The 26006-nt window shown below is 46.4% G+C and carries 23 protein-coding genes and 4 tRNA genes; 23 read left to right on the top strand and 4 right to left on the bottom strand.

Going from position 1 to position 26006, the window contains the following annotated elements:
- Positions 1–108 precede the first annotated feature (108 nt).
- From gmhB to ACXACM_RS20240, 12 genes are all read left to right on the top strand, one after another.
- Positions 109–666 (top strand): D-glycero-beta-D-manno-heptose 1,7-bisphosphate 7-phosphatase, encoded by a 558-nt coding sequence (gene gmhB / locus ACXACM_RS20295; RefSeq protein ID WP_474824168.1) that lies wholly within the window; start codon positions 109–111, stop codon positions 664–666.
- Between the two features lie 109 nt (positions 667–775).
- Positions 776–1765, top strand: a complete 990-nt coding sequence (gene murB, locus ACXACM_RS20290) for a UDP-N-acetylmuramate dehydrogenase (protein ID WP_474824166.1) — start codon at positions 776–778, stop codon at positions 1763–1765.
- The gene (birA, locus tag ACXACM_RS20285; RefSeq protein WP_474824164.1) at positions 1762–2748 is read left to right on the top strand and encodes a bifunctional biotin--[acetyl-CoA-carboxylase] ligase/biotin operon repressor BirA; all 987 of its coding nucleotides are present in this window, start codon (positions 1762–1764) and stop codon (positions 2746–2748) included. Before murB ends, birA begins: the two co-directional genes overlap by 4 nt.
- Positions 2738–3478, top strand: coding sequence for a type III pantothenate kinase (locus ACXACM_RS20280; RefSeq protein ID WP_474824162.1), 741 nt, complete (start codon positions 2738–2740; stop codon positions 3476–3478). Before birA ends, ACXACM_RS20280 begins: the two co-directional genes overlap by 11 nt.
- Positions 3479–3594: 116 nt before the next feature.
- Positions 3595–3670: transfer RNA gene (locus ACXACM_RS20275), tRNA-Thr, on the top strand.
- A 9-nt stretch (positions 3671–3679) separates the two neighbouring features.
- A tRNA-Tyr gene (locus ACXACM_RS20270) sits at positions 3680–3764 on the top strand.
- Positions 3765–3798: 34 nt separating this feature from the next.
- Positions 3799–3873: transfer RNA gene (locus ACXACM_RS20265), tRNA-Gly, on the top strand.
- Positions 3874–3881: 8 nt separating this feature from the next.
- Positions 3882–3957, top strand: a tRNA-Thr gene (locus ACXACM_RS20260).
- A gap of 75 nt (positions 3958–4032) precedes the next feature.
- Positions 4033–5217 (top strand): elongation factor Tu, encoded by a 1185-nt coding sequence (gene tuf / locus ACXACM_RS20255; RefSeq protein ID WP_474819134.1) that lies wholly within the window; start codon positions 4033–4035, stop codon positions 5215–5217.
- Positions 5218–5389: 172 nt separating this feature from the next.
- Complete coding sequence (locus ACXACM_RS20250; RefSeq protein WP_474824160.1) at positions 5390–6076, top strand: type 1 glutamine amidotransferase domain-containing protein; 687 nt, start codon at positions 5390–5392, stop codon at positions 6074–6076.
- Between the two features lie 283 nt (positions 6077–6359).
- Complete coding sequence (locus ACXACM_RS20245) at positions 6360–7604, top strand: HlyD family secretion protein (RefSeq protein WP_474824158.1); 1245 nt, start codon at positions 6360–6362, stop codon at positions 7602–7604.
- Entirely contained in the window at positions 7605–9743 is a 2139-nt protein-coding gene (locus ACXACM_RS20240; RefSeq protein WP_474824156.1) for a peptidase domain-containing ABC transporter, read from the top strand. It abuts the gene before it with no gap.
- Between the two features lie 35 nt (positions 9744–9778).
- Here the strand turns inward: ACXACM_RS20240 and argR are convergent, their stop codons facing one another.
- Positions 9779–10243 (bottom strand): transcriptional regulator ArgR, encoded by a 465-nt coding sequence (argR, locus tag ACXACM_RS20235; RefSeq protein WP_474824154.1) that lies wholly within the window; start codon positions 10241–10243, stop codon positions 9779–9781.
- 223 nt (positions 10244–10466) lie between these two features.
- Between argR and mdh the strand changes: the two genes are divergently transcribed.
- Entirely contained in the window at positions 10467–11405 is a 939-nt protein-coding gene (gene mdh / locus ACXACM_RS20230) for a malate dehydrogenase (RefSeq protein ID WP_474824152.1), read from the top strand.
- A 110-nt stretch (positions 11406–11515) separates the two neighbouring features.
- Here mdh and ACXACM_RS20225 read toward each other — a convergent pair whose 3' ends face one another.
- From ACXACM_RS20225 to ppc, 3 genes are all read right to left on the bottom strand, one after another.
- Positions 11516–12985, bottom strand: a complete 1470-nt coding sequence (locus ACXACM_RS20225; protein WP_474824150.1) for a flavodoxin domain-containing protein — start codon at positions 12983–12985, stop codon at positions 11516–11518.
- An 18-nt stretch (positions 12986–13003) separates the two neighbouring features.
- The gene (locus tag ACXACM_RS20220; protein WP_474824148.1) at positions 13004–13600 is read right to left on the bottom strand and encodes a PepSY-associated TM helix domain-containing protein; all 597 of its coding nucleotides are present in this window, start codon (positions 13598–13600) and stop codon (positions 13004–13006) included.
- Positions 13601–13737: 137 nt separating this feature from the next.
- The gene (gene ppc, locus ACXACM_RS20215) at positions 13738–16362 is read right to left on the bottom strand and encodes a phosphoenolpyruvate carboxylase (RefSeq protein ID WP_474824146.1); all 2625 of its coding nucleotides are present in this window, start codon (positions 16360–16362) and stop codon (positions 13738–13740) included.
- A 234-nt stretch (positions 16363–16596) separates the two neighbouring features.
- On the opposite strand from ppc, the gene ACXACM_RS20210 reads away from it, so the two are divergent.
- The 10 genes from ACXACM_RS20210 (at position 16597) to ACXACM_RS20165 (ending at position 26002) form a co-directional block, all read left to right on the top strand.
- A complete protein-coding gene (locus ACXACM_RS20210) occupies positions 16597–17217 on the top strand; it encodes an FKBP-type peptidyl-prolyl cis-trans isomerase (RefSeq protein ID WP_474824144.1) in 621 nt (206 codons plus the stop codon).
- A 123-nt stretch (positions 17218–17340) separates the two neighbouring features.
- Positions 17341–18519, top strand: coding sequence for an enoyl-ACP reductase FabV (fabV, locus tag ACXACM_RS20205; protein ID WP_474824143.1), 1179 nt, complete (start codon positions 17341–17343; stop codon positions 18517–18519).
- A gap of 43 nt (positions 18520–18562) precedes the next feature.
- Positions 18563–18823 (top strand): hypothetical protein, encoded by a 261-nt coding sequence (locus ACXACM_RS20200; RefSeq protein ID WP_474824141.1) that lies wholly within the window; start codon positions 18563–18565, stop codon positions 18821–18823.
- A gap of 289 nt (positions 18824–19112) precedes the next feature.
- Positions 19113–20450: a Na(+)-translocating NADH-quinone reductase subunit A gene (locus tag ACXACM_RS20195; protein WP_474824139.1), complete on the top strand. Its 1338-nt coding sequence runs from the start codon at positions 19113–19115 to the stop codon at positions 20448–20450.
- 3 nt (positions 20451–20453) lie between these two features.
- Positions 20454–21656: an NADH:ubiquinone reductase (Na(+)-transporting) subunit B gene (locus ACXACM_RS20190; protein WP_474824137.1), complete on the top strand. Its 1203-nt coding sequence runs from the start codon at positions 20454–20456 to the stop codon at positions 21654–21656.
- The gene (locus ACXACM_RS20185) at positions 21646–22410 is read left to right on the top strand and encodes a Na(+)-translocating NADH-quinone reductase subunit C (RefSeq protein WP_474824135.1); all 765 of its coding nucleotides are present in this window, start codon (positions 21646–21648) and stop codon (positions 22408–22410) included. The genes ACXACM_RS20190 and ACXACM_RS20185 overlap by 11 nt, the downstream gene beginning before the upstream one ends.
- A 12-nt stretch (positions 22411–22422) precedes the next feature.
- On the top strand, positions 22423–23055 hold the full coding sequence (locus tag ACXACM_RS20180; protein WP_474824133.1) for an NADH:ubiquinone reductase (Na(+)-transporting) subunit D: 633 nt from the start codon (positions 22423–22425) through the stop codon (positions 23053–23055).
- A gap of 3 nt (positions 23056–23058) precedes the next feature.
- Entirely contained in the window at positions 23059–23667 is a 609-nt protein-coding gene (nqrE, locus tag ACXACM_RS20175) for an NADH:ubiquinone reductase (Na(+)-transporting) subunit E (protein WP_474824131.1), read from the top strand.
- A gap of 19 nt (positions 23668–23686) precedes the next feature.
- A complete protein-coding gene (gene nqrF / locus ACXACM_RS20170) occupies positions 23687–24916 on the top strand; it encodes an NADH:ubiquinone reductase (Na(+)-transporting) subunit F (protein WP_474824129.1) in 1230 nt (409 codons plus the stop codon).
- A 63-nt stretch (positions 24917–24979) separates the two neighbouring features.
- Complete coding sequence (locus tag ACXACM_RS20165; protein WP_474824127.1) at positions 24980–26002, top strand: FAD:protein FMN transferase; 1023 nt, start codon at positions 24980–24982, stop codon at positions 26000–26002.
- Positions 26003–26006: the final 4 nt, after the last annotated feature.

Below are 26006 nucleotides of genomic sequence, written 5' to 3'. Positions count from 1 at the left end.
AGAGCTAAGCCTTGTGAAGAAGTCACAGTATCCTTTGTTATAGTCTTATCTTAATAACTCTCGTCAATTTGGTTTATACTGCCCTCGGTATAATTTTTCGGGTGTAGTATGTCTAAAAAAGTATTCTTTCTTGATCGAGATGGTGTGATAAACATCGATCACGGTTATATATACAAACCTGAACAGTTCGAATTTATCCCCGGTGTATTTGAAGCGTGTAAAATGATAAATGAGCAGGGGTATGAGATAGTCGTTGTTACAAATCAATCAGGTATTGGCCGTGGCTACTATACCGAGCAAGATTTTAGTGCACTAACCACCTGGATGACGGATAAGTTCTCAGAGCAGGGCGTAGATATACTGGATGTGTATTATTGTCCTCATCATGCCACCCACGGTAATAACAACTACTTGCAGGATTGTGATTGCAGGAAGCCCAAGCCTGGAATGTTGCTCAATGCGTCGCTAGAACACGATATTGACGTAAATGCCAGCGTGATAGTCGGTGACAAAACCTCAGATATGGAAGCCGGTAAGCGCGCAGGCGTCGGTGCATTTTATAAAGTGTCCGAGCTAAATGAGGGAATAAGCTACACAGGCGAGTGGTTTAACTGTTCTCGTTTACTCGACGCTACTACTCATTTTTTCAAACAAGGGAGCGTTTGAGTAAACTAAGTATTGAGATAAAACAGGCGCTTTTTAACTTGCGAGCTTTTAATGTTTTGCCGCTTGTCCTACCATGTCGGGTTAATAAATCCAGAAAACAGAATATACCTTGCCTTCACTAGCTCAACTCCACACTTTTCATCTGTCTTCTCAAGGGCGGACTGTCACTTCCTTTGATTCCGTGGCTTCTTTTTTAGCTTCTTATCAAGTTGACCAAAACACCTATATTCTTGGCGGTGGCAGTAACACAATATTTCTTGAAGACTTCAATGGACATATCCTCATAAATGAAATGAAAGGTATACGTCATGTCGATACAAAGGAATACCATCGTCTTAGTGTGTCGGGTGGTGAGAACTGGCATAATTTAGTGGCAAAGTGCACCGACATGGGCTGGCATGGACTTGAAAACCTGGCACTGATCCCTGGTTCAGTTGGCGCTTCACCCATTCAAAATATTGGTGCCTATGGCGTAGAGGTATGCCAATTTATTACGGAAGTCGATTATCTGGATTTGGCTTCTGGTGCTCAGCACACTTTGCAAAAGCATGAGTGTCAATTTGGGTACAGAGACAGTATCTTTAAACATGCGTTGGCTGATAAGGTGCTAATTACTACTGTGCATTTTGCGCTGCCAAAACAATGGAAGCCAATCTGTTCCTACGGTGAATTAACTGCATTGACAGACCCAACTGCGAGGCAAATCTACGACAAAGTGATTGAGATACGGCAGGCTAAACTACCAGACCCCGCTATCTTGGGTAATGCTGGCAGCTTTTATAAAAACCCGGTCGTTTCAAACGAGCATTTTAAAGGTCTGAAGGAGCACTGGCCGACTATTCCAGGCTTTGAGGTGGACAAAGGCGTGAAAATCCCAGCTGCCTGGCTTATCGATCAGTGTGGCTTTAAAGGAAAAAGCACCGGTGGCGTCAGGTGCCACCCAATCCAACCATTGGTGCTCACAAATACCGGCGAAGCCACGGGCGCTGATGTACTTTCCATGGCAAAAGCCATTATTGGAGAGGTGTACGCCAGGTTTACCATTAGCCTGGAACCTGAAGTTCGTCTCGTGGGTAAACAAGGATTGATTTCAATATGAAACAGGCATCCAAGCTTATTCGACAACACATTCTTTCACTGTTAGCCGACGGGCAGTTTCATTCCGGCGAAGTCATTGCCCAGCAAGTTAACTTATCCCGAACCGCGGTTGCTGGCCACATATCTCAATTATCAGAATGGGGGCTGGACGTGTTCAAAGTGAAGGGTAAAGGCTATCGATTGAATCAGGGCTTTTCCATGCTAAGTGCAGATATTATAAAGCGGCATTTGCGGCACCCAGGACTTTCTACCATTCACGTTGAGCCTGTGCTCGCGTCTACCAACGTTGAAATGAAAAAGCGTATCGCCACGTCAAGGCACGACCTTGCCGACGGCGACGTTATCCTTGCGGAAGTACAAACCGATGGTAAAGGGCGGCACGGGCGTAAATGGACTGCGCCTGTAGGCGGTAGCTTAACTATGTCAATGTATTGGTCGTTTCCCGACGGATACCAAAGTATGGCTGGTTTGTCGTTGCTGGTTGGGGTGGCAATCTGTGAAGGATTGCGCAAATTCAATATTGAAGATGCACAACTTAAATGGCCTAACGATATCTATCTGAATGGTAGAAAATTAGCCGGTGTTCTGATAGAAGTTGAAGGTCAGATTGGCGCAACGGCGCACAGTGTGATTGGTATAGGACTAAACGTTAACGTGCCAGACACACAATACGATGTAGGACAGCCTCACAGCGATCTAACCGGTTATCTTGGAGAGACGCCAGACCGCAACCTACTGGCCGCAGCAATTATTGAGTCGTTGCGGGAAATGTTGCCTGAATTTACTCAACAAGGTTTTGGCAAGTTCGTTCCATATTGGGAAGCCCTCGATTTATATGCAGATAAAAAGATTGTTTTGCAGATGGGAGATAAACGGTTCTCCGGCATCGATCGCGGTGTCGACCAAAGTGGCGCACTGTTGGTTGAAACCGTTGATGGAATTACAAGGTTCCACGGCGGAGAGGTAAGCTTACGTGGTATGTGAAGCCGGTGTTTTACTCGTAGATGCGGGTAATTCACGTATTAAAACTGTCACCCTCGCAGAGGTTAAGCTGGAAAATATTTGCGTACACTCGGATATCACCGCGCTGGGTGACTATATAAAAAGAGAAAGTTTCACTCACCTGGTATTTTCGAACGTAGGCCGACAAGGGATTTCAGATCAGATTTTGGCTATCTGCGAGCAAAAAAGTATTCAGTGCAAACAAATTTTTACTGAAAAGCAAAACTTCGGCTTAAGGAATAGCTATGAGAATGTGTCCAAAATGGGCGTGGACAGATGGCTAGCCATGGTTGCCGCTCAGGAAATGACCAGTCAGGCGTTTTGTGTCATTGATATAGGTACGGCAATGACCTGCGATTTTGTGGTTGATGGTCAACATTTAGGCGGTTGGATAACCCCCGGTTTTCGATTAATGCAGGACGCACTGATTAAAAATACCGCAAATGTGACTACCGATGACTTTTTACCAACCGAAATTGCCTTGGGGCAGGACACCGAAAGATGTGTTACCCAAGGATGCCATGCTGCGGTAAATGGCGTTTATTTGGCCGCAATTGGTTATTTGGCGAGCAAACGATCCGAATTCGCTGTAATTATAGGCGGTGGAGACAAAAATATGCTTGCAATTGGTGACGCCACTGTTACTATCCGTTCCGCGAATTTGGTGGTGCAGGGTCTTGCCCGCTACGCAAAGAGTCAGCTTTTTGCGTAACAATTTTTCGTTATAGTTGAATGAGTAAGCACTCAAACAAAAAAACGAAAAAAATCAAAAAAGACACTTGCACGGAGTAATAACTTACTCTAGAATGCGCACCCACTTGATGCAGTGCCGACTTAGCTCAGTTGGTAGAGCAACTGACTTGTAATCAGTAGGTCGCCAGTTCGACTCCGGCAGTCGGCACCATCAATCTCTGGAGGGGTACCCAAGCGGTCAACGGGAGCAGACTGTAAATCTGCCGGCTCAGCCTTCGCAGGTTCGAATCCTGCCCCCTCCACCACTTTTTCTTATGAGGTGGCCAGAGAATTAGGATTGCGGGCATCGTATAATGGCTATTACCTCAGCCTTCCAAGCTGATGATGCGGGTTCGATTCCCGCTGCCCGCTCCAATTAAAGTGCTGATATAGCTCAGTTGGTAGAGCGCACCCTTGGTAAGGGTGAGGTCGGCAGTTCAAATCTGCCTATCAGCACCATTTCTCCCCAGCTCATGTTTAAGTTTGATAACATTGTTTTTATTTTTAACGTAACTTTGCTGGGATACTAGAAAAATGGCAAAAGAAAAGTTTGAACGTACGAAACCCCATGTAAACGTGGGTACTATCGGCCACGTTGACCACGGTAAAACCACTCTGACTGCAGCAATCACTACCGTCCTTTCAAAGACTTACGGTGGTTCTGCTCAGGCTTTCGATCAAATCGATAACGCACCTGAAGAAAAAGCGCGTGGTATCACCATTTCTACTTCACACGTAGAATATGACACGCCTACTCGCCACTACGCACACGTAGACTGCCCAGGACACGCTGATTACGTTAAAAACATGATCACCGGTGCTGCTCAGATGGACGGTGGTATCCTGGTAGTGGCAGCAACTGATGGCCCTATGCCACAGACTCGTGAGCACATCCTACTTGGTCGTCAGGTTGGTATTCCTTACATCATCGTATTCATGAACAAATGTGACATGGTTGATGATGAAGAGCTGCTTGAGCTGGTAGAAATGGAAGTTCGTGAACTTCTGACTGAATATGAATTCCCAGGTGACGACCTGCCAGTAATTCAGGGTTCTGCTCTGAAAGCACTGGAAGGTGACGCAGAGTGGGAAAAGAAAATCATCGAGTTGGGTGAAGCATTAGACAGCTACATCCCAGAGCCAGAGCGTGCAATCGATAAGCCTTTCATCCTGCCAATCGAAGACGTATTCTCAATCTCAGGCCGTGGTACTGTTGTAACTGGTCGTGTTGAGCAAGGTATCATCAAGGTCGGTGAAGAAGTAGAAATCGTAGGTATCAAAGATACTACCAAGACTACTTGTACTGGTGTTGAAATGTTCCGTAAGCTTCTTGACGAAGGCCGTGCAGGTGAGAACGTTGGTGTTCTTCTGCGTGGTACTAAGCGTGACGAAGTTGAGCGTGGTCAAGTACTGGCTAAGCCTGGTTCAATCACTCCTCACACTAAGTTTGAAGCAGAAGTATACGTACTGAGCAAAGACGAAGGTGGCCGTCACACGCCATTCTTTAAAGGCTATCGTCCTCAGTTCTACTTCCGTACAACTGACGTAACAGGTGCTGTACAGCTCCCTGAAGGCGTAGAAATGGTAATGCCTGGTGACAACCTGAAATTCGAAGTTGACCTGATCGCTCCAATCGCGATGGAAGAAGGTCTGCGCTTCGCAATCCGTGAAGGTGGTCGTACAGTAGGTGCTGGTGTTGTTGCTAAAATCATCGAGTAATCGTTGATAGCATCACGCTAGTCCAAAAAAAGGTCGCGCAAGCGGCCTTTTTTGTTTTCTGGTTTCTATTTCGTCGTCTCATACCGTAAGTCCCCGCATATTTGAATCCAGAAGTAATCCTATTCAGGACGGAAACAGTACAAACCGCACATTCATTAGATGGAGAAAACAAATGAGTAAACGTATTCTCATGGTCATGACTTCTCACGATATACTTGGTGATACCGGAAAACCTACGGGTTTGTGGTTAGAAGAATTTGCTTCACCTTATTATGCATTTCTTGACGCAGGCTACACGATTACACTTGCTTCAACATTAGGTGGGCAAGTACCTGTAGATCCAATTAGTCTTGATGGCGACGCACTTACAGAAGATACCAAGCGTTTCGCTGAAGACGAAGCTGCCCGTTCAGCACTGAGTTCCACCATTCCATTGGAAGATGTGAAGCACGACGAATTTGATGGCGTGTTTTACCCTGGCGGGCATGGGCCACTGTGGGATTTATCAGACAACGCGCATTCCCGGATGCTCATCGAAACCACGTTACAAGCCGGTAAACCAGTAGCAGCAGTTTGTCATGCTCCTATCGTACTAAAAGACGTAAAGGACAGTGAAGGTCAGCCTTATATCAAAGGCCGTGCCGTGACTGGGTTTTCGAACTCTGAAGAAGATGCAGTAGAGCTCACCGACGTTGTACCTTATTTGGTAGAAGACGAATTGGTTAAACAAGGTGGCGAGTTTGCCAAAAAAGGCGACTTTGAGCCGTTTGTTCAGGAATCCGGACATTTGATCACCGGGCAAAATCCCGCTAGTTCACGTCCGGCGGCCGAAGCCCTCATGAAGCGTCTTGAAGGCTAAATTCAAACTATCCGCTAGCGCCCTCCCTTTCCCGCTAGGGGAGTGCGCTATTTTGTCCTCACTGTTATATATAACTGTACTTGGATACGGTTATCTCTGCCCTTTATTTTCCGTAATGTAGTTGCAACACATATTCGTTGCAAAAGGCATTACCATGACATTCTACAATGTACTGCTAGCGCAGTTATCGCCAAGGCAGTTCGCTTTTTTCTATCGCGCATGTTGTGTCAGGGGGGACAAGCTCTCCTCCACAGTTTTTTGCGTAACACATTGATAGTCTCTTATGTCGAATTTATTCAGAGAAGAGGCCATTGAACATCAAAACAAGAAGCTCGATGGCGAAGTGACCATCGCAACGCACTTTTCCTTCAACATTATCCTAATGCTAATTCTGTTTATTGTTGTCGTTACGGTTCTCTTCATTGCGTGGGGAGAATATCACCGTAAAGAAGTGGTATCGGGTTACTTAAGACCAACAGCTGGCTTAACCAAAATATATCCAGTGGCATCGGGTGTTGTTGAGCACGTATATGTTCAAGAGAATGAGAGTATTAAAGCGGGCCAGGCTGTGGCGCGTATTCGGCTCGATCGTCAACTCTCTAGTGGTGTCGCGCTTAATGAAACAATCACGCAGGAGTTGTTGGTACAGAAACACCTTTTAATAGGGAAGATAAACAATCAGCAAGCTCTTTATGAAGTGAGCCAAAAACAGCATTCAGAAAGCATTAGCAGTCTTGAATTGCAAGTAACCCAGCAAACTCAGCAGCTTACTACTTTGAAAGAGCGCATAGCGATTCGCCAGAAAAAACTAGCTAAGTTAACTCAGTTGTCCGAAAAAGGTTACGTTAGCCAACTCGAATTGTCGGACCAAAAAGATAATTTGCTGGCCATTCGTCATCAACATGATGATTTGCTTATGGCAGTTAATAGTACTAAAGCGAAATTGCGCGAGCTACAGCTTCAGCTTAGCCAATTACCCATTGAACAGGATAGTCGAATGGCCCAATTGGATGCCGAGCTCTCTGGAATAAAGCAAAGCTTAGCCCAAAGTGAGGCACAAAGAAGTTTCAACGTGGTTAGCCATCGTAAGGGCGTTATCACTAACGTGTTAACTACCAATGGCGCAATGGCAAGTACTGGTAGACCTTTGCTCACCGTGCTCCCCTTAGATGCCTCTTTAGAGGCTGTGTTATTTGTACCTACGCGAGCATTTGGTTTCGTTAAGCTAGGACAGCAAACGCGTATTCGTTACCAGGCATTTCCGTATCAGCGTTTTGGTATCTATCACGGGGTTATCAGCCGTGTGTCTAAATCAGTGATCCTTCCTAGCGAAACCTCTGCGCCAGTATCGGTTCAGGAACCTGTTTACCAGGTGGTCGTTAAATTGGGAAAGCAAAATGCTGAAGCCTATGGTACTGCAGTGCCCCTGCAAGCCGGTATGTTGCTAGAAGCCGATATCATGGTAGATAAACGCAGTCTATTTGAGTGGTTTTTTGACCCGTTAATTAGTTTAAAAGGCGGCGCATAAATGGAAAACGCCAGACAATTACTTCGTTTTAGTGGCATAAAACGGTTACCGGTTATTTTGCAAACGGAAGCGGCAGAATGCGGGTTAGCTTGCCTTGCCATGGTGGCTAACTACCATGGCTACAAAACCGACCTGGGGCACTTCAGACAAACCTTTGCCATGTCGCTAAAAGGGGCGAGTCTTGATGCATTGATGAACATGTCAGATAAAATGCATCTGCAGGGTCGGGCGCTGAGGCTTGAGCCTAGTCAATTGGGGAAACTTAAAACCCCCTGTATCTTACATTGGGATCTCACCCATTTTGTAGTGCTAAAAAAGGTGAGAAAAGGAAGTGTAGAGGTTCACGACCCAGCCATGGGTGCCCGACGTTACTCATTGGATGTATTTTCCCAACACTTTACAGGCGTGGCACTGGAGTTAATGCCTACAAGCAGGTTTAGAACTAAGAATACCCGGGTAAAGATGGGCTTATCAGATTTCTATTCCTCAATTAGCGGGCTTAAGTCTGCGTTGGGCAAGGTATTTCTTTTGTCGTTACTGCTACAAGCGTTCGCTATCGCCAGCCCATACTACATGCAACTCGTGATAGACGAGGTCATACTAACGCACGATGGCAACCTGCTTCATGTGCTGGCTTTGGGGTTTGGTTTGCTGGCAATGATAGAAATGTTCACTGGTGCATTGCGAAGTACACTGCTCCTGCACTTTGGCAATATGATGAGCATTCAGTTGGGCGCCAACTTATTTCACCACTTAGTACGACTACCCCTTCAATATTTTGAGAAGCGTCATATGGGTGATGTGGTTTCACGGTTTGGCTCTTTGCAACAGGTCAGGCAGTTGCTAACCCAAGGTATCATTGAAGCCATGATTGACGGAGTCATGGCTGTTACTACACTTATCATGATTTTTTTGTACAGCCCGTTGTTAAGCGTAGTCGTACTTGTGGCCATATGCTTATACGCCGTTTTTAGAATTGTTATGTTTCGGCCGTTACGTCAATTGACCGAGGAAATGATTGTCTGCCAGGCGAAAGAGCAGTCGAACTTTATGGAAACTGTTCGAGGCATCCAAACAATAAAGTTATTCGGTCGGGAAGTACAACGGCAAGGGATCTGGCAAAACCGATTTGCAGATAGTCTGAATGCTGCAATTAAAGTCGGACACCTGAACATTGGTTACGACACCTTTAATAAACTAGTGTTCGGCATGGAAAATGTACTTGTTGTGTATTTGGCCGCTCTACTGGTTATTGACGGCGACATTACAGTGGGGATGTTATTTGCGTTTATGTCTTTCAAACGCCAGTTTACTGAGAAAACAGCCGCATTAATTGAAAAAGTTATCGAGTTTAAGATGGTAGGCTTGCACCTGAACCGGTTGGCCGATATTTCACTGGCCAAAAAAGAGGTGAATGTCAGTGGTAGTGCGCCTACTCATTCGATGTCCGGGGCGTTGTCGTTAAACAATTTATGTTACCGCTACAGCGATAATGAACCGTCTGTTTTCGAACAACTCTGCCTTGAGGTTGATGCCGGTGAATCACTGGCTATTGTGGGCCCTTCCGGAGGGGGGAAAACTACGCTGTTAAAGTTAATGCTGGGCTTGTTTACCCCGCAGGAAGGGTCTGTCGAAGTGGACGGTGTGGATATCAGGCATCTTGGTCTGGTTGAATATCGGCAGCAAATAGCAGCGGTAATGCAAAACGATCAACTGTTGTCGGGCTCCGTTGCAGATAACATTTGCTTCTTTGCGCCAGCGCCGAATATGGAAAAAGTTGCATGGGCTGCGTCTGTCGCTGCAATTCACGCAGATATCATGGCCATGCCCATGGGATACAATACACTGGTAGGAGATATGGGTGCAGCTCTTTCAGGGGGGCAGATACAGCGATTACTTTTGGCCAGAGCACTGTATCGCGAGCCAAAAATTCTATTTATGGATGAAGCGACCAGTCATCTTGATACGCAATTAGAAGCATCAGTGAATAGCGCTATTAAAGCGCTAAATATAACAAGGGTTATTATTGCTCACCGACCTGAAACTATTGCCAGTGCTGATAGGGTTGTTGCACTGGTGAATGGAAGTTTAGTGCCACTGTCCAAGCAGAATAAGGCAATGGCAATAAACGGTGTTTGAATGGCGGGTGAGAGTATGTGCTGGCCCCGCAAGTGTTAAACGTTTTCGAATAAATCCTCTACACGTTGTCGTAAGTCTTCAATTTCACTCACGTCTGCCGGTGCAATAAATATGGTATCGTCGCCGGCAATAGTACCGAGAACGCCGTCTTTTTGACTCAGAGAGTCCAGCAAACGCGCGATAAGCTGCGCTGCGCCTGGGCTGGTTCTTATGATCACCATGACATTATTATGTACAATGTCCAGAACGAGTTGCTTAAGCGGGCTTTTGGCGGTGGGCATACCGAGTTCTGGCGGTAAACAGTACACCATATCGCCTCTGGCATTGCGGGTACGAACAGCACCAAATTTGCTTAGCATGCGGGATACTTTGGACTGGCTGATATTGTCAAAATCTTGAGATTTTAACGCGTCTACAATCTCGCCCTGAGATCCATAACTTTCTGCTTTTAGGATCTCTTTAAAGGCTTTGATTAATTTTTCTTGTTTTAAATTGGCCATATTTTCCTGTCGTTATTGGTGTTAACGGGTACTTAACGTTATTATTGTGCCGTAGCCTTCAGCTAATCGCAATCAAAATGCATATTCATGCATTAAAATGCATAATTTTGCGGTGAATGCCCGATATTCATGCATAAGACCATTGTGTGATTGAGTTTTTTTGCGCGTTGCTTTACTGTGACGCTCCGTTTTATGACGAGTATATATCCATAGGAGAAATGGTATGAAAGTAGCCGTGTTAGGTGCTGCCGGTGGTATTGGTCAAGCGCTGTCATTGTTGTTGAAAACACAATTGCCAGCAGGTTCTGAGCTAGCGTTGTACGACGTAGCGCCAGTTGTACCTGGTGTAGCCGTAGATCTGAGCCACATCCCCACAGCGGTGAAAGTTACCGGTCATGGGAAAGATGACTTGGGTGGTGCACTTACTGGTTGTGACGTGGTATTAATTCCAGCGGGTGTTCCTCGCAAGCCGGGAATGGATCGTTCTGACCTGTTCAACATTAACGCCGGTATTGTTAAAGCGCTTATCGAAGGCGTAGCTGAGCATTGTCCTTCAGCTTGTGTGGGCATTATCACTAACCCGGTAAATACCACCGTTGCTATTGCCGCTGAAACGTTGAAAGAAAAAGGCGTTTACGACAAAAACAAACTCTTCGGTGTTACGACTCTTGACGTGATCCGTGCTGAAACTTTTGTTGCCGAGCTTAAAGATCTGGACGTGTCCAGCGTACACGTGCCGGTAATTGGTGGCCACTCAGGTACGACTATCTTGCCTCTGTTAAGCCAGGTTGAAGGTGTTAGCTTCACTGATGAAGAAGTAGCAAGCCTCACTACTCGTATCCAGAATGCAGGAACTGAAGTTGTTGAAGCTAAAGCCGGTGGCGGCTCTGCAACCCTTTCTATGGGTCAGGCTGCTGCGCGCTTCTGCCTGTCTTTAGTTGCAGCAATGCAGGGCGAGAATGTTGTTGAATACACCTACGTGCAAACTGACGACAGCGACGATGCTGCATTTTTTGCTCACCCAGTGCGTTTAGGGCCAAACGGTGTTGAAGAAATCCTGCCTTACGGCGATTTAAGCGATTTCGAGCAAAAAGCGAAAGAAGACATGCTGGAAGGTTTACGGGGTGACATCAAAATTGGTGTTGAATTCGTAAATAGCTAAGTCAGCTAGCAAGAGTACGAGTGATATCGACTCTGTTCTTTTAAATGCCAGTCAGTGAATAACAGACTGGCATTTTTATTTTTAGCTTATCTAAACAGCTGCACTGCGCTTTAGTAGATATCTCTGTGATAACGATGATGATCTGTTAAGCGTTGTAAATTGTCTTCTCCCAATATACTCGTCAGCGCCTCGTGTACGCTTTCTCCCATTCCTTCGTAACTGCCACAGACGTATATTTGCAACCCTTCTTTGATGAGTTTGCGTATTTCCTCACCGCTCTCAAGAAGTTTGTCCTGCACGTATTGTGGGCGGCCAGGACATCGGGAAAACACACTATCGATTCGAATTTCATTGGCGTGGGAGTGTGGCAGAGGAAGTGCCTTGTTAACGATGTCGTCCTGGTGTGGTTCCCGTTCTCCATAAATCACCCAGAGCAGGGAAGGCGTAACTGCCAGGCTGGGATCAGTAAACTTGGCAAACTGTGCCCGCAGGCCGGCCAAACCACTGCCAGCACCTATGAGAAGAAGAGGGGCTTTACCTACCGGAAGATGGCAGATGGGATTAACGCGAATTCTGCCTTTAATTACAGTATTTTCCTGAGCAAACTTTGTAAGCCAACCTGACGCAATACCCAATCTTTCGTTGTCGAACACCTGCCGACGGACGATGAGACGTAAGGTGCCTTCTTCAGGAATAGAGGCAATGGTGTAACTTCGGGTAGTTAAAGCCGGTAGCGCTGTAAGTAAATCCGCTGGGTCTGTATCTGGACCGGGAGCAACAAGCTGCCTTGTTGCTAACCACTGGCGGGCACGCCAACTGTGGTTGTTTGCTTCAAATGAGAAACTACCATCGATTTCATGGGTTTGTAGCCATTTTTCTACTGCATCTGCGCTATTTTGCGGCAGTACATCCAAAATATCCCCAGCCTGCCAATCGCTACCTTCTGCAGAAAGTCGAATATCAAACAATGGATGACCTGGGCCATGGTTTAACTGTTGACGAGAGGTGAGCTTGAATGAACTGAAAGCGCTGTCGTTGTTCTTGATATTAGCAGGGGATCCGGTTTCGCCTTTTGCGTGATCAAGACGCGTAATTGATGATGCCGGCTTTGCGCCGCAAGCCTGTAATTGTTGATGTAATTGCTCACCAAACGCACAGAACTGGGGGTATTGACTGTCGCCTAGGGCTACTACGTCGTAGATGACGGATGACAGACAGTCTGGAGAAATATTTGCTTTTGTCAGTATGCGAAAAAAAGAGCGACCGTTATCTGGCGGCTCACCGTGACCGTATGTACTGACAACAAATAAAGCACGTTTCACCTGTTGTAACCGCGACAACGTCAATGAAGATAATGGAAGCAAAGCAACATCATGATACAGGGCTTTATCTTTAGCATACATTTCTGCCAGCGCCTGCGCATTGCCCGTTTGACTGGCGTAAGCCACAAGAAAATCCGTTTTATCAGTGTCATTTGGTCGTAAGCGATGCTTATTGTGCTTCCACAGTAACTTACCCACCCAAACGACATAAAGGCTAACAAGAGCCAGTGCCAGTAGTTGGCGATCAAATTCAGTCAAAATGTACTGCCCTCAGACTCAATGAATAAAAACCAGCATAATGAACACAGGTATGAGCAGTCCAAGTGCAGTAACCGGCCAGGTTGACGCTTTATGTGGGGCTTGTTTTATTAGCAGCTGTAATCCGGTGATTGTGAATATAATAACGACGACAGAGAAAATATCCAGAAACCATTGCCAGAACACACCTGTGTTACGTCCTTTATGAAGGTCGTTGAAGTATGAAATCCAGCCTCTGTCCACGCCCTCATAAATTAACTCTCCGCTGTCTGCATCAATAGCAAACCAATGATCTTGTCCTGGCCCTGGCCAGGACATGTATAATTCCATGCCGTCCCACTGGGCGTCTTTATTGGATGGAGGACTTATATTTTGGCTTTCTAACCACTGAGACAATGAGGTTGGCAAATCAGTATCGCCTTGGGGCGTTGAATGTAGACTTTCCAGTATGTCAGCAGGAACCATGGCTTCAACATTCCGCGTTTTGGGCTCTACTTCTATGTCGGCAGCGTGGTTCAGTGTAATGCCGGTTACTGCAAACATTAGCATGCCTGCAAGGCAAAGTGCTGCAGATATCCAATGCCATTGGCGGGCGCTGCCTAGTGAAATTCGCATGTTTGTTCTGGTACCACTGATGATGTAAGCGTATTTTCTCTATGATAATAGGAATTATTCTTTTTTAGAAGGGCGAAAGATTGTAAGCGGGCAATAAAAAAGGCCGAATTCGGCCTTTTTTTCATAATGGGGTGGTGTTAACCAGTGTTACGCATACCGATGGCAATACCTGCGATGGTAACCATCATAGCGCGCTCTAAAACTGGGTTCTGTGCATCGTCGCCTGCTTTCCTTATGCGGTCGAGCAACTCTATCTGCAGATAATGCAAAGGTTGCAGGTAGCCGGCGCGGATATTCATCGACTCTTTGCCTTGCGGATCTTTGTCCATGATGCTCTGCTGGCCCGTTAGCGCCAGTAAGGAGTTGATGCTCTCGGTAAGTTCTTCCCGCAGCGCTTCACCAAAGTGCTTTAATTCTTCAGGTACGAGGCGGTCATCATACGCTTCGCTTATGCGTGGGTCTGATTTTTGGAAAACCATGTCCAGCATGGATAATCTCGAGCGATAGAAAGGCCACTCTGTGAACATTTCTTCCACGACTTTCTCATCACTTTTCGCTTTAACTGAATCGATGGCCCGCATCACACCCAGCCATGACGGTAGAACCAGACGGGTTTGTGCCCAGGCGAAAATCCAGGGGATAGCGCGCAGGCTTTCTATTCCTCCAGATGGCTTACGCTTCGCTGGACGACTGCCAAGAGGCAGTTTACCCAGTTCCTGCTCAGGTGTCGCCACTCTGAAGTAAGGAACAAAATCTTTGTCGTGACGAACGGTATTACGATAGTTGTCACGACCCTGTGCCGCCATTTCGGTAATAAGTTCACGCCACTCTGGTTTTGGCTCCGGCGGTGGAAATAGCATGGCTTCGATAATCGCAGAGGCATAAATGCCTAAACTGCGTTTTGCCAGTTTCGGCATACCGAACTTATAACGAATAGTTTCGCCTTGTTCGGTTACGCGGAAACCACCTTCTAATGACCCTGGAGGCTGAGAATGAATCGCGGCATGGGCGGGTAAACCACCACGGCCAATAGTACCACCACGGCCGTGGAACAAGGTCAGCATGGTTTCAAATTCGTCCGCAACTTGCACCAAGGCTTCTTGTGACTCATATTGAGCCCAACCCGCAGCGAGTGCTCCAGCGTCTTTTGCAGAATCAGAGTAACCAATCATGACAAACTGACGGCCTTTGATATAACCGCGGTACCAGTCGATAGACAGCAGTTTGCGCATTACCGACGGCGAGTTATTCAAGTCGTCCAGGGTTTCAAATAATGGTGCCACTGGCATGGGCCAGTCTACACCAGATTCCTGCAGCAAAAGCTGTACGGCAAGTACGTCAGAAGGCTCACTGGCCATGGATATAATGTAGATGCCGAACCCTTCCTTGCGATGCTGAGCAATGACTTTACAGGTAGCCAAAACTTCTTTGACGTCATCAGATGCTTCCCATTGTGCAGGGAAAAGAGGGCGTTTAGAGCTTAGCTCGCGAAGTAAGAATGCCTGTTTATCAGCTTCACTCCATTGTGCGTAATCACCAAGGCCAAGGTAACGCGTAATTTCACTGAATACATCAGCGTGGCGTTCGGAATCCTGACGCACATCGAGACGTAATAAATGCACACCGAAACACTTCACACGTCGAATAGTATCGAGCAGCAGACCATTGGCGGTCACTTCCATTCCACATTGGATCAGTGATTCATAACACAAGAGCAAAGGCTCGAGTAATTCATCGTTACTTTGAATCCATTCTGACTGGTCGACTTTCTTGCCAGACAAATAATCTGCGATTCCGTCCCTGGTTGCGCCACAGCGTCGAACCAAAGGGCGCAACAATGCGCGATAGGGCTCGTTTGCCTCTTCGCCAACCGCGCCGCGAAGCGCGTCACTGCAGTCAAACATAGAGAGTTCTACCTGCAAACGGTCGAGGTCTGAGGCAAAGAGTTTCGCGGCGCGCTTACGAGCGAGTAAAAGTACCTGTTCTGTGACCTTTGCCGTTACAAATGGATTGCCGTCACGGTCTCCGCCCATCCATGAACTGAACTGAACGGGCGCCGCATCCAGAGGTAAACCGACTTCATAATCGGTTTTCAGGCGGGTATCCAGCTCGCGAAGAAAATCCGGAACCGCTTCCCAGAGGGAATTTTCAATGACAGAAAACCCCCAGCGGGCTTCATCAACTGGTGTGGGGCGCACAGAGCGAATTTCTTCGGTGTGCCACGCTTGGCTGATCAGGTCAGCGATACGAGTTTCAATGCGTTCGCGCTCACTGGCATCGAGGTTTTCCTGGTGGATGTTTTGTAAGCACTGCGCCAATTCTTTTTGCTTGTGTATAAGCGTACGACGGGTTACTTCAGTGGGGTGGGCGGTTAGTACGAGATCAATGTTAAGCTTCGACACCGCCTTTTGTACGTTATCCGCCGTTAATTCGGCTTTATCGAGATGCTGGAAAAGCGCATCCATCGATGCGTCCACACTCATTGCACTGTTGTATTCTTGCTCTGCAATATTACCCAATGTCAGAAACTGCGCGAATGCCCGACCAACTGTCAATAGATCAGAATCTTCCAGTTTGCTGAAAATTTCTTTCAGATTTTCACTTTTTGTATTGTCGCCTTTGTACGAGGCTCGCCCGTCTTTTCTGATGGTCTCAATACGCTCAAGCCACTCTTCTCCCAATTGGGCCTCAATGGTTTTGCCCAGGACTTTTCCCAGGTACCGTACTGTGTCTTTCAGTTCGGCGTCATAGTGTGATTGCATAGCATCCTCCTATAATGTATGGCCTTAACCTTACTCCATTATGATTTAAATTGTCTAACCACTTTCAGTTATAAATTAAACCTTAATGAAAAGTTCACTTACCGGAAAGTTAAGTCCCAAGCATGTTTGCAAGGGATATGATACACTGCATCGCAGCTAAATTAGCATATCGTTAATTCGCTTTTTGTAGTTCATTTTTTGAACGTATATTGTAATTTAATTTCAGGAGTCAATGTGTCTGACAAATTTACCAGCGTAGAAACGCAAGCAAGTTATGGTGTTGGTTTCCAAATGGGAGAGCAATTAAAATCTAACCCTTTCGAAGGGCTATCTCTTGATGCTGTGGTTGAAGGGCTGCGCGATGCGTTTAACGGCGAAGCTTCACAAGTTGATACTGACACGCTGCGTAATGCGTTTGGTGAAATTCATCAGCGTATGCAGGCCGCTAAAGAAGAACAAAGTAAAGCGGTAATTGAAGAAGGTAAAGCTTATCTGGCACAAAACGCAGAGCGCGAAGAAGTGTCTGTAACTGAAAGCGGTTTGCAGTATGAGGTAATTGAAGCGGGTGAAGGTAACAAGCCAGCTGCCGATAGCACTGTTCGTGTTCACTACCATGGCACACTTATCGACGGTTCAGTTTTCGACAGTTCATACAAGCGTGGTCAACCCGCTGAGTTCCCTGTTAATGGTGTAATTCGCGGTTGGACAGAAGCGTTGCAGATGATGCCAGTAGGTGCGAAGTGGAAACTGTATATCCCACATGAGTTGGCATACGGTGAACAAGGTGCAGGTGGTGCAATTGCCCCTTACAGCACTTTGGTATTTGATGTTGAGCTACTCGACATATTGGGTTAATTTCTCTTCAGATGGCAGTTCTCGCTGCCATCTGAAGTTTTTTGTCTTACTCTATCTGCTCAGAGTTGTTATCCCGGATGACACAATTACAATACCCGCATTGTTTATGAAGGAAAAAAGATTATGGTTATCAAGCCTAAAGTAAGAGGCTTTATCTGCACGAATGCACACCCAGTTGGCTGTGCTGCATCTGTTGCTGAACAAATCCGTTATATCAAAGAACAAGGCGACCTGGGCGAGGGCCCGAAAAACGTATTGGTGATTGGCGCATCAACAGGATACGGCCTGGCATCCCGCATCACCGCAGCATTCGGCTACGGCGCGAAAACCCTTGGTGTATGTTTTGAAAAAGCCCCTACTGAGCGTAAAACTGGTACGGCTGGCTGGTATAACACGGCTGCTTTTCATCAGGAAGCTGCTGCAAGTGACTTATACGCACAAACGTTAAACGGTGATGCGTTTTCTGATGAAATGAAAGAAGAAACTATTGCGAAGATTAAGGCAGACCTGGGTAAGGTTGATTTGGTTATCTATAGCCTTGCTTCGCCTCGCCGCACAGACCCGGTATCCGGTGAAACGTTCAAGTCTACCCTGAAACCCGTTGGTCAGGCATACACTACGAAAACTTACGATACAGACAAAGACAAAGTGCACGATGTCACTTTAGAGCCTGCTTCGGATGACGAGATTTACAACACCATTAAAGTAATGGGTGGTGAAGATTGGGAGCGTTGGTTAGATGCACTGGCTGATGCTGGAGTGCTTGCAGAGGGATGTAAAACAACGGCTTATACCTATATTGGTAAGGCGTTGACATGGCCAATTTACGGGCAGGCAACTATTGGTAAAGCGAAAGAAGATCTCGATAGGGCTGCTGCTGCAATCATTGGAAAACATACCGACTTGTTAGTTGACGCTCATGTTTCTTCATTAAAAGCGTTAGTAACTCAAGCGAGTTCGGCCATTCCTGTTATGCCACTTTATATCTCTCTCATATACAAAGTAATGAAAGAAGAGGGCACTCATGAAGGTTGTATCGAACAAATATATGGCTTGTTCGATCAATGTTTGTATGGAGATACGCCAACCCTTGATGAAGCAAACCGCTTCCGCATGGATGGCAAAGAGACCAACGACGCCACACAAGCGAAAATTCAGGCGCTATGGGATGAAGTAACCCAGGAAAACTTCCACGCACTAAGTGATTATGCCGGTTATCACCACGAATTTTTAAAGCTATTTGGCTTTGATATCGAAGGCGTTGATTATGAGGCTGACGTAGACCCATTGGTTAATTGGTAAGTACTTACATTTCTACAAGCCGTCGACGAACGACGGCTTTTTTATGCCTACAACATTAAATTGCCCGCTGGATGTGTCCAGAATGGTTGAAAAATGTGATAAAATTTTTGATGTGGATGGTCATTCACTGGTTTCCAGTGTCTGGGCACAGATAAAAGCAAGAGTGGCTTTAAGCATTGCCAGGGTGATTACAACAATGGTAAAGCCACGAAGATGCCGCCAGTGTAAGGTTTTGTTTGCAAAATATGGCTTTCGATCATCTCATTTATTAACAAAAATTGTGAATAATCCATTATTTGCATAGCCTATTTTACGAATTTGGTGCTAAAATCCCGTAGTTAAGTGGGGGAGTCGTTTTCTTCACTTTTGTTTCTCTGCGGGCGAACAGTCTTGAAAGGTCTGTCGGGCAAACAGCAATTCAAAAATAATTATAATCTTGGCACGTTCAGTACAGGCAGGGTTGGAAGCCAAACAGAACGCTGCAACGGAAAATCTAAACAGGCGTGATGTCCTGAACAAGAGCGCTTCTGCATGCAGGCAGCGATGCTGCACTTATGCATAAGGGTTCTTCTATTAGAGTAGTGCGATTACGTATGATAAAAATCAAGAAAGGTCTCGACCTCCCTATCAAGGGAGCGCCGGAACAGCAAATCTCCGATGGAGCTGCTGTCACGCGCGTTGCCATTCTGGGAGAAGAATATGTTGGCATGCGTCCTACCATGCATGTCCAGGTTGGTGACAAAGTGAAGAAAGGCCAGGTTCTTTTTGAAGACAAAAAGAACCCAGGCGTTAAATTCACGGCATCGGCCTCGGGCGAAGTGGTAGAAATTAACCGCGGCGCCAAGCGTGTTCTTCAATCTGTTGTAATTAAGTCTGATGGCAGCGACGCTGTTGCATTCGACAAAATTGCTGCAGACCAGATTGCCAGCGCTTCAATTGAACAATTGCAGACCACACTGGTGGACTCAGGTTTGTGGACAGCGCTCCGCACCCGTCCATTCAGTAAAGTGCCTGCCGTTGGTTCGTCACCTCGTGCCATTTTCGTTAACGCGATGGACACTAATCCGTTGGCTGCAGACCCAACAACCATTATTGCTGAGCGCAGTGATGACTTCGTTGCCGGTCTGAAAGTACTGAAACAGCTGACTGAAGGTAAAGTTTACCTTTGTAAAGCGGCTGGTGCTTCTGTTGCCACCGGTGATGCGCAGGTAGATGTGGCAGAATTTGCGGGTCCACACCCAGCGGGTTTGCCTGGCACACACATCCATCATCTCGACGCCGCTGGTGCTGGTAAAATCGTTTGGACGATTAACTATCAGGATGTGATGGCGTTTGGTGCCACTATTACTTCAGGTGAATTAGATTCCCGTCGCGTAGTGTCCCTTGCCGGACCAGCAGCCAAACAACCCCGTTTGGTTCGTACCTTAGTAGGTGCTGATATCGCTGAGTTAACAGCTGGTGAGGTTGTCGATGGTGAAGTGCGTGTTGTTTCTGGCTCTGTTTTGAATGGCACCACTGCACAAGGCGTTCACGGATTCCTTGGTCGCTATCATTTACAGGTTTCTGCGCTGAAAGAAGGTCGTGAGAAGAAGCTGTTTGGTTGGATCACGCCAGGCTCAGATAAGCACTCGGTAACCCGTGCTTACCTTGGCCATCTGGGCAGTAAAGATTTCGACATGACCACCACAACTAACGGGTCAGAACGTTCCATGGTGCCAATCGGCAACTATGAGCGCGTTATGCCGTTAGACATTCTACCTACGCTGTTACTGCGTGACCTTATTTCGGGTGACACGGATAGTGCTCAGGCAATGGGGTGTTTGGAATTGGACGAGGAAGATTTGGCTTTGTGTACTTACGTATGCCCTGGCAAATACAACTATGGCCCAATTTTACGCAGTTGTTTAACTACCATTGAGAAAGAGGGTTAAGTCATGGGTTTGAAGGCATATTTGGAAAAAATTGAACCAAATTTCGAACCGGGCGGCAAACACGAAAAGTGGTATGCTCTTTACGAAGCTGCAGCAACCATTTTCTATACACCTGGTAAGGTGAATAAAGCCGGTACTCACGTTCGTGACAGTATTGACCTGAAACGTATCATGATCATGGTTTGGATAGCGACATTCCCGGCCATGTTCTTCGGTATGTACAATATTGGTTTGCAAGCACAAGACGCAGTTGCAGCTGGCGCAGGCACTGTTCCTGACGCATGGCAAGCTGCGATTTTCGCAGCTTTGGGCGGCGATTTAGCTAACGCTGGTACCCTGGGGTTATTCTTCTATGGAGCGTGTTTCTGGTTACCCATATACGCAGTGACATTTGCAGTAGGCGGTTTCTGGGAAGTGCTGTTTGCATCAGTGCGTAAGCACGAAGTAAACGAAGGCTTCTTTGTTACTTCTGTTTTGTTTGCACTGACGTTGCCAGCAACCATTCCATTATGGCAGGTAGCGTTAGGCATCACCTTCGGTGTTGTTATCGCAAAAGAAGTATTCGGCGGAACTGGTCGTAACTTCCTTAACCCTGCACTGTCCGGACGTGCATTCCTCTATTTTGCATATCCTGCACAAATCTCTGGCGATCAGGTCTGGGTAGCTGCTGACGGTTTCTCTGGTGCGACATCGTTAAGCCAAGCGGCATCTGGTAACCTTGATTACAGCAACATGGATCAGTGGATGAACAGCTTTATCGGTACTATTTCCGGTTCTGCTGGTGAAGTTTCAGCCCTGGCTATCATGATTGGTGGTCTGTTCATCATGTATATGCGCATTGCCAGCTGGCGTATTGTTGCTGGTGTTGCTATTGGGGTTGCGTTCTTCGCCACCTTATTAAACATGATTGGCAGTGATACAAACCCAATGTTCGCGATGCCTGCACACTGGCACTTTGTTATCGGTGGTCTGGCGTTTGGTATGTTCTTTATGGCAACTGACCCGGTATCAGCATCGTTTACCAATAAGGGTAAATGGTTCTACGGTATCTTTATCGGTTTCATGACAGTACTTATTCGCGTCCTCAACCCAGCCTTCCCTGAAGGTGTAATGCTGGCGATTCTGTTCGCTAACTTGTGGGCGCCACTGTTCGACTATTTTGTCGCGCAAAGCAATATCAAGCGGAGGGTAGCACGTGTCGGCTAAGAAAGAATCATTAGGAAAAACAGTCGGCATCGTTGTCGCCGTCTGTCTGGTTTGTTCTATTGTTGTTTCTGGCGCAGCTGTTGGCTTGCGTGAATTGCAGCAAACCAATGCCAAACTCGACAAACAAACTAATATCCTGACCGCTGCGGGCTTGTATGAAGCAGGCATGAGCAACGACCAGGTTAACGAGAAGTTTAAAGAGTTTGTCGATCAGCGTTACGTCGATTTAGATTCTGGTGAATTCACTGAAATGCCAGAACCTGATTACGACATGTACAAGGCAGCCAAAGTTACTGAAACCAGCACACCTGTAACCAACAGTAATGTTGGCTTTCAGCGTCGTCCTAACGTAGCTAGCGTGTATCTTGTGCGTGATGAATCAGGTACGGTTACCCGTGTCATTTTACCGGTTCACGGCAGTGGACTGTGGGATTTGATGTACGGTTTCCTTGCTGTAGACGCTGACGGTAAAACTGTGAAAGAGCTTATCTATTATCAGCAAAAAGAAACGCCAGGATTGGGCGGAGAAGTGCAAAATCCTGCATGGCAGGAAAAGTGGGACGGCAAAAAGCTGTATGAAGACGGCGAAGTTGCTATCAAGGTTAAGAAAAATGCTAACCCTGATAACCCTCACTCAGTAGATGCACTTTCAGGCGCAACCCTAACCAGTAACGGTGTACAAAATACCATTCAGTACTGGGTAGGAGAGCAGGGCTTCGGTCCTTTCCTTAAGAAACAAGCATGGCGTTCATAAAGGGGTTTTCTCGTGGCTGACACTAAAGAAATGAAAAAGGTCCTCTTTGGACCGATTGTTGACAACAACCCGATCGCTTTGCAAGTACTGGGTATTTGCTCTGCCTTGGCGATCACCACCAAGCTGGAAACAGCATTGGTAATGTCACTGGCGCTTACCAGCGTTGTGGCATTCTCCAACCTGTTCATTTCAGCTATTCGCAACCAGATCCCATCAAGCGTGCGTATCATCATTCAGATGACTATTATCGCATCGTTGGTAATCGTAGTTGACCAAATTCTGAAAGCGTACTCTTACGAGATTTCAAAGCAGCTTTCGGTATTCGTTGGTCTCATCATTACTAACTGTATCGTAATGGGTCGCGCTGAAGCGTATGCGATGAAAAGTCCTCCGCTGATGAGCTTCCTCGACGGTATCGGTAACGGATTGGGTTACTCTTTTATTCTGATTTGTATCGGTACAGTTAAAGAACTGTTCGGTTTTGGTACCATTCTTGGTTTCGAAATTTTACCGCTGGTACAGAACGGTGGCTGGTATCAGGGTAATGGCCTGCTCATCCTGCCATTTAGCTCATTCTTCCTGATTGGCGGTATGGTTTGGATTATCCGTACTTTCCGTCCGGAACAAGTAGAGCCTAAGGAGTAATTCATGGAACATTATCTGTCTTTATTTGTTCGTTCGATTTTTATCGAAAATATGGCGCTCTCTTTGTTCCTGGGTATGTGTACATTCCTGGCTGTATCGAAGAAAGTTAAAACGGCCATGGGTCTGGGTGTTGCTGTTATCGTGGTGCTGGGTATCTCTGTACCGGTAAACCAGGTTATCTATGTAAACATCCTCGCTCCTGGTGCACTGGCGTGGGCCGGTTTTCCTGATACAGACCTAAGTTTCCTGAACTTCCTGACGTTCATTGGTGTAATTGCCGCGTTGGTTCAAATTCTGGAAATGACATTGGATAAGTTCTTCCCAGCTTTGTACAACGCGTTGGGTATATTCCTGCCGTTGATTACTGTTAACTGCGCCATCTTCGGTGGTGTTGCCTTCGCAGTTCAGCGGGAATATAACTTTTCTGAGAGTATTGTATACGGCGTAGGTAGTGGTATTGGCTGGGCGTTGGCAATCGTGTTGCTGGCAGCTGTGCGTGAAAAACTGAAATATGCTGATATGCCTGATGGTGTGCGTGGTCTGGGCTCTGTGTTCATGATTGCTGGACTCATGGCTTTAGGCTTCCAGTCTTTCACCGGTATAGCACTGTAATAACGCAAAGGAGCATAAAATGAATGTAGAAATGTTACTTGGCGTTGGCATGTTCATTGTCATCGTACTGGCGCTGGTGTTTATCATCATGTTCGCCAAATCCAAGCTGGTTCCCAGTGGTGATGTGACCATTATGATCAATGGTGACCCGGATAAAGCTATTACCACTCAGCCTGGCGGTAAGTTACTCGGTGCCTTAGCGGAAGCGGGTATCTTCGTATCGTCTGCTTGTGGTGGCGGTGGTTCTTGTGGTCAGTGTCGCGTAGACATTAAATCAGGCGGTGGTGAAATTCTGCCTACTGAACTAGACCACATTACTAAACGTGAAGCCCGTGAAGGTTGCCGTTTGTCATGTCAGGTTGCGATTAAGCAAGACATGGAAATCGAACTGGAAGAAGAAATTTTCGGTGTTAAGAAGTGGGATTGTGAAGTTATTTCCAACGATAACAAAGCCACCTTCATTAAAGAACTGAAGTTAAAAATTCCAAATGGCGAGAGCGTACCTTTCCGTGCTGGTGGTTATATTCAAATTGAGGCGCCACCTCACCATGTGAAATATAAAGATTACGATATTCCAGAAGAGTATCGTCCGGATTGGGAGCGTTTTGGTTTCTTCGATATCGAATCTAAAGTCGATGACGAAACTATCCGCGCCTACTCCATGGCGAACTATCCGGAAGAAGAAGGGATTATTATGCTGAATGTGCGTATCGCTACGCCGCCGCCTAATAATCTGACTCTGCCTGCCGGTAAGATGTCTTCGTACATCTGGAGCTTGAAAGAAGGCGATAAGGCTACTATTTCTGGCCCATTTGGTGAGTTTTTTGCGAAAGATACGCAAGCGGAAATGGTGTTCGTTGGCGGTGGTGCAGGTATGGCCCCAATGCGCTCACATATTTTCGACCAGCTTCGCAGATTGAAGTCTGATCGCAAAATCTCGTTTTGGTACGGTGCCCGTTCGTTACGTGAAATGTTTTACGTGGAAGATTTTGACGAACTGGCAAAAGAAAACGATAACTTCAATTGGTATGTTGCATTGTCAGATCCACAACCTGAAGACAACTGGGACGGTTATACTGGTTTCATCCACAACGTATTGTTGGAAAACTACCTTAAAGACCACCCAGCGCCAGAAGATTGTGAGTTCTATATGTGTGGACCTCCCATGATGAATGCCGCGGTAATCAACATGTTGAAAGATCTCGGGGTAGAAGACGAGAATATTATGTTGGATGACTTTGGCGGTTAATCGTTAAAAGGTATAATGAAAAAAGGGGGCGCTGCCCCCTTTTTTGATAGTCGAGGAATACTAGTGATTACACATGTTATACGAAGCAGCATTTTTCTGTTGTTGCTTTATGTCATTGTTGGTTGTGCCCAGGAATCTAAGCAAGTAGCGCATTTACATGGCGAAACTATGGGGACTACCTACAATGTAAAATATGTGGTGGACGAGCGCGGACAGATTGAGGGCTTGCAGCAAGCCATCGACGAAAGACTTGTTCACATTAATAAGTTGATGTCTACCTATGACCCAACCTCTGAATTATCCCGGTTTAATCAAAGTCGTTTCACAACGGCGTACGAGCTTTCAAATGAAACTGCCAAGGTAGTAAAAGAAGCTGTTCGGCTGGGAAAGATGAGTAACGGGGTTTTAGATGTGACCGTAGGGCCGTTAGTGAATATGTGGGGCTTTGGCCCTAATAAACGCCCGGAGAAAGTCCCGTCTGCTCAACAAATTACTGAAGTGCGGGAATATGTTGGCCTTGATAAATTAGCGTTAAATGGCAACAACCTAACCAAAGCGCATCCTATGCTGTATGTCGACCTATCCACAATAGCGAAAGGCTATGGGGTCGATGAGGTGGCAGCTATCATGGATGCCAACAATATTACTAATTATCTGGTTGAAATTGGCGGTGAAATGCGGGTCACTGGAGAGCGCGGAAATGGTGAGCCATGGTTAATTGCTATTGAAAAGCCGGTGACTACGGAACGGGCAGTACAAAAAATTGTCTCAATAGGTACCAACGCTATCGCTACGTCAGGCGATTATCGCAACTACTATGAGGTGGATGGTAAGCGATATTCTCATCTGATTAACCCTCGCACCGGTCAACCTATTACGCATAATCTGGTTTCCGTTACCGTAGTCCACCCGTCATCAATGACCGCAGATGGTCTGGCAACAGCTTTTAACGTGATGGGGTGGGATGAAGCAATTACACTGGCAGAACAGGAAGGGTTGGCCGTGTTTCTTATTAAGCGCACTGAAAATGGCTTTGAAGAATATGCGTCGCCGCATTTTGAAGATATTGTAAGTGTTAAAAATTAGGAGA

The sequence above is a fragment of the Alteromonas sp. AWQ4_252 genome, assembly GCF_056158205.1.
The sequence above is the reverse complement of the archived record's forward strand: the minus strand, read 5'-3'. Positions and strand labels throughout refer to the sequence as shown.

Bases quoted from the DNA above. Each gene is read 5' to 3' on its own strand.
- nqrF (WP_474824129.1), top strand. From the start codon at position 23,687: ATGAATGTAGAAATGTTACTTGGCGTTGGCATGTTCATTGTCATCGTA.
- gmhB (WP_474824168.1), top strand. From the start codon at position 109: ATGTCTAAAAAAGTATTCTTTCTTGATCGAGATGGTGTGATAAACATC.
- ACXACM_RS20195 (WP_474824139.1), top strand. From the start codon at position 19,113: ATGATAAAAATCAAGAAAGGTCTCGACCTCCCTATCAAGGGAGCGCCG.
- ACXACM_RS20190 (WP_474824137.1), top strand. From the start codon at position 20,454: ATGGGTTTGAAGGCATATTTGGAAAAAATTGAACCAAATTTCGAACCG.
- ACXACM_RS20240 (WP_474824156.1), top strand. From the start codon at position 7,605: ATGGAAAACGCCAGACAATTACTTCGTTTTAGTGGCATAAAACGGTTA.
- ACXACM_RS20200 (WP_474824141.1), top strand. From the start codon at position 18,563: ATGCCTACAACATTAAATTGCCCGCTGGATGTGTCCAGAATGGTTGAA.
- argR (WP_474824154.1), bottom strand. From the start codon at position 10,243: ATGGCCAATTTAAAACAAGAAAAATTAATCAAAGCCTTTAAAGAGATC.
- nqrE (WP_474824131.1), top strand. From the start codon at position 23,059: ATGGAACATTATCTGTCTTTATTTGTTCGTTCGATTTTTATCGAAAAT.
- ACXACM_RS20220 (WP_474824148.1), bottom strand. From the start codon at position 13,600: ATGCGAATTTCACTAGGCAGCGCCCGCCAATGGCATTGGATATCTGCA.
- mdh (WP_474824152.1), top strand. From the start codon at position 10,467: ATGAAAGTAGCCGTGTTAGGTGCTGCCGGTGGTATTGGTCAAGCGCTG.
- ppc (WP_474824146.1), bottom strand. From the start codon at position 16,362: ATGCAATCACACTATGACGCCGAACTGAAAGACACAGTACGGTACCTG.
- fabV (WP_474824143.1), top strand. From the start codon at position 17,341: ATGGTTATCAAGCCTAAAGTAAGAGGCTTTATCTGCACGAATGCACAC.
- ACXACM_RS20250 (WP_474824160.1), top strand. From the start codon at position 5,390: ATGAGTAAACGTATTCTCATGGTCATGACTTCTCACGATATACTTGGT.
- birA (WP_474824164.1), top strand. From the start codon at position 1,762: ATGAAACAGGCATCCAAGCTTATTCGACAACACATTCTTTCACTGTTA.
- tuf (WP_474819134.1), top strand. From the start codon at position 4,033: ATGGCAAAAGAAAAGTTTGAACGTACGAAACCCCATGTAAACGTGGGT.
- ACXACM_RS20245 (WP_474824158.1), top strand. From the start codon at position 6,360: ATGTCGAATTTATTCAGAGAAGAGGCCATTGAACATCAAAACAAGAAG.